The organism is Nostocoides australiense Ben110, assembly GCF_001050535.1.
Lineage (GTDB): Bacteria > Actinomycetota > Actinomycetes > Actinomycetales > Dermatophilaceae > Nostocoides_A > Nostocoides_A australiense.
This window is the reverse complement of the sequence record NZ_HG764815.1, coordinates 3,122,749-3,125,911: the sequence shown is the minus strand read 5'-3', so window position 1 is coordinate 3,125,911 and position 3,163 is coordinate 3,122,749. Positions and strand designations below refer to the sequence as shown.

Sequence of the window (3,163 nt, the reverse complement as noted above, 5' to 3'; positions counted from 1 at the left end):
GGGCCCGGCCGGGCAAGAACCGGCCGGCGCGCTGGGTGACGCCCCGGCGGCGCCCCTCGCCCAGGGCGCGCGAGATCACCGGTTCGACGGCTCCCTGGACGCGGCGCCGAGGACTCGATGGAGGCGTGGGCACCGCGTCAGGCTAACCCGCGACCGGCATCATGTGGACATGAGATGGGCCACCCGCTGCTGCCGGGTCACCGCCGGCATGCTGGCTGGGGCCGGCCTGCTCGCCGGATGCGGCGAGGAGCACCCAACCCAGGCCTCCGGCAGCTCGGTGAACTCGCCCAGCAGTGCTGGGTCGACCGCCACGTCGCCTCGGACCGCGCCCCGTCTCAGGTCGAGCAGCCCGCCTGGTCAACCCGACCTGATCGCGGGGGTGCGGCTCGTCGAGGCGGAAGGCGGCGCCTCCTACGAAGTCACCCCGCGCGAAGCACTGCGCGACCACCTCAGCGCAGCGGCGCTGGACGCGGCCTGGGGGGAGGTCACCGCGGCATACCCGGAAGCGGACACCGACGGCCTGCACGACCAGTTCGTCTGCCACGCCTACTTCGCGAACGCCAAGCCGACGTGGGACCTCGAGCCGTGGCGGGCCGACCTCACCTATCCCGAAACCGTTGCCACAGCGTGCAACCCGCCGCGGGCGTAGCCGACCCACGCCAGCACGCGAGGTCCCGGGCACCACGGCGCCGCTCGGGCACGTCATCGCCGTCTCGCTCGTCCCCCGCGGGAGTTGTTGTCCAATACGCAGCAGTCATCGTGCGTGCCGCGGCAGTACGTCATCGCCGTGATGGCGTCCAACTCGCTGAATGCAAAGAGTACTTTCCAAACTAGTGCGCTCGCCCACCCGGCCCGGCTGCGGATGCTCGGGCTGCTGCGCCTCGAGGGTCCGGCGACGGCCACCTCGCTCGCGCGGCGGCTCGGTCTCAATACTGGCGCGACGTCATACCACCTGCGTCAGCTGGCCCAGCACGGCTTCATCGAGGAGCACGCCGGCCGCGGGAACGGCCGGGAGCGGTGGTGGCGGGCCGCTCACCAGTCGACGGTCACCGACAGCTCGGCGCTGAGCACGCCGGAGGAGCACGAGACGCACGGCGCATATGTCCAGGCGGTCGGGATCCTGTATGCCGAGCAGCTCCAGCGTGCCGTCGAGCGACATGACCTGCTGCCGTCCCCATGGCGCGATGCCGGCACCTTCAGCGACTGGCAACTGCGGCTGACGCCGGAACGGGCCCAGGGCCTGCGGGACCGGCTGGTGGCGGTGATCGAGGAGTATGCCGAGGACGCCGACGCCGCGGCAGCCACCTTCGTCGTGAACCTCAACGCCTACCTCCACCCCGACGCCGTGCCCGAGCGCGGGCAGTGGTGAGTCGGCGGCCCCTTGGCGGCCTCCTGGTGGCCAACGCGACCTCGCTGACCGGGACCCGCATCCCGATGATCGCGCTGCCGTGGTTCGTGCTGACCACGACCGGGTCCGCCGCCCAGACCGGCCTGGTCGCGGCGGTCGAGATGACCCCGCTTGTGTTGTTCGAGGTCCTCGGCGGCCCGTTCGCCGACCGCTACGGCGGCCGGGCGGTCGCCGTCTCCTGCGACCCGGCGAGCGCGGTCGTGGTGACGGCGATTCCGCTGCTCCACCGGATCGGCGGGCTCTCCTTCCCGGTCCTGCTGGTCCTGGTGGGTGTCGCCGGCGCGCTCCGCGGGCCCGGCGACGGCGCCAAGGCCGCCCTGATCCCGCGGTCGCGACGGCCGCGGGAGTGCCGCTGGAGTGGGTGACCGGGCTCTACGGCGTGATCGACCGGATCGCCTCGATGGCCGGCGCCGCTCTGGGCGGAGGCCTGATCGCCTGGGTCGGCGCCCCGGGCGCGCTGTATGCCGATGCCGCGTCCTTCCTGGTCTGCGCACTGATCCTGGGACTGACCGCCGGCTCGCCGCCGCTGGTGCCTGTGGCGGACCGCGACCCGGTGCCTTATGTGCAGAAGCTGCGCCGTGGCTGGGACTTTCTGCGTCGTGACGTCGTGCTCGTGGGGATGAGCGCCATCGTCGCCGCCACCAATCTGCTCGACCTGGCCTGGTCGGCAGTGCTGATGCCCGTATGGGGGCGCAACTCCGGTCATGGTGCGGCAGGCATCGGTGTCCTCTTCGCGGTCTTTTCCGCGTGCGCGGCGCTGAGCTCGATGGCCGCGGCACGCTGGGCCGAGCGCCTGCCCCGGTTCCGCACCTACGTGATCGCCTACCTCCTCACCGGCCTCCCGCGCTTCGCCGTGCTGGCGCTGGGGTCACCGCTGTGCGTCTGTGTGGCCGTGTTCGCAATCGGGGGCCTGGCGTGCGGATTCCTCAACCCGATCCTGGGCGCGGTGGTCTTCGAGCGGATCCCCGAACGGCTCGTCGGCCGCGTCTCCGCGCTGAACTCCGCGCTGTGCTGGTCGCTGATGCCGCTCGGCGGGCTGCTTGGCGGCCTGCTGGCCGCCTCGCTCGGGCTCGCTCCCGTCCTGTGGGTCGTCGGGACGGCATACCTCCTCGTCACCCTGCTGCCGCTGCTGGTCCCGAGCTTCCGCGAGTTCGACTCCCGGCCGGCGCCAGAGCCGGTCCGCGCGCGAACGTCGGGTCACTCCGTGTAGTCGAGCACGTCCAGCCCGAGGATCCGCGTGAAGTCTCGCTGGTTGGCAGTCAGCAAGGCGGAGCCGGCGTTGAGAGCGGTGCAGGCGATGAGCAGATCCATGTTCGCGACTGGGGTGCCTTGCTTGGTCAGGACGGCGTGGATTCGAGCGTAGGTTCCGGCCAGTTGGGCATCTGGAGTGATGACCGGAAGTTGACCCACAACTTTCATGACCCGGCGTCGCTCCGCGGCGGGATCGGCGTGCAACGCGGCGCCGGTGAGGAGTTCGCACAGGACAAAGACGCTGATGCCGAGGGTCTCGTGTGGATTGCGGGCGAGCCAGCGACGAGCTGGGCCCTGCTCATCGCGACGGCTCTCGCGGATCACATCCACGAGGAAGGTGGTGTCGAGGTGGATCACCAGGTGGGCACCCGGACGGCGTGCAGGCGTCGGTCACGGACCGTGGCCTCGACCACGTCGAGGGTCCCCTCGGCTACGGCGTCGTCGCCCATGTCGTCCAGAGTTGCGAGCAGGTCTGCGGCGGTCTCTCCTGGCGCCGGAAGGTAC

The 3,163-nt window shown here is 71.3% G+C and carries 5 protein-coding genes; 4 read left to right on the top strand and 1 reads right to left on the bottom strand.

Features of this window, described 5'->3' with window-relative positions; genetic code table 11:
• Nucleotides 1-169: 169 nt before the first annotated feature.
• The 4 genes from BN11_RS23995 to BN11_RS15115 all read left to right on the top strand — a co-directional run bounded on the left by BN11_RS23995 (nt 170) and on the right by BN11_RS15115 (nt 2,618).
• Nucleotides 170-649: a DUF2599 domain-containing protein gene (locus BN11_RS23995; protein ID WP_083433791.1), complete on the top strand. Its 480-nt coding sequence runs from the start codon at nt 170-172 to the stop codon at nt 647-649.
• Between the two features lie 114 nt (nt 650-763).
• On the top strand, nt 764-1,369 hold the full coding sequence (locus BN11_RS15120) for a winged helix-turn-helix domain-containing protein (RefSeq protein WP_235435504.1): 606 nt from the start codon (nt 764-766) through the stop codon (nt 1,367-1,369).
• Nucleotides 1,370-1,395: 26 nt separating this feature from the next.
• Nucleotides 1,396-1,773, top strand: a complete 378-nt coding sequence (locus BN11_RS24770; protein ID WP_201329276.1) for an MFS transporter — start codon at nt 1,396-1,398, stop codon at nt 1,771-1,773.
• Nucleotides 1,755-2,618, top strand: coding sequence for an MFS transporter (locus BN11_RS15115; RefSeq protein WP_201329275.1), 864 nt, complete (start codon nt 1,755-1,757; stop codon nt 2,616-2,618). Before BN11_RS24770 ends, BN11_RS15115 begins: the two co-directional genes overlap by 19 nt.
• Here BN11_RS15115 and BN11_RS15110 read toward each other — a convergent pair.
• Nucleotides 2,606-3,016 carry a type II toxin-antitoxin system VapC family toxin gene (locus BN11_RS15110; RefSeq protein ID WP_048699042.1) on the bottom strand — a complete coding sequence of 137 codons (411 nt, stop codon included), beginning with the start codon at nt 3,014-3,016 and terminating at the stop codon, nt 2,606-2,608. The two genes, BN11_RS15115 and BN11_RS15110, sit on opposite strands and share 13 nt — an antisense overlap.
• Nucleotides 3,017-3,163: the final 147 nt, after the last annotated feature.

Coding starts and splice junctions, on each gene's coding strand:
- BN11_RS23995 (WP_083433791.1), top strand. CDS start 170: ATGAGATGGGCCACCCGCTGCTGCCGGGTCACCGCCGGCATGCTGGCT.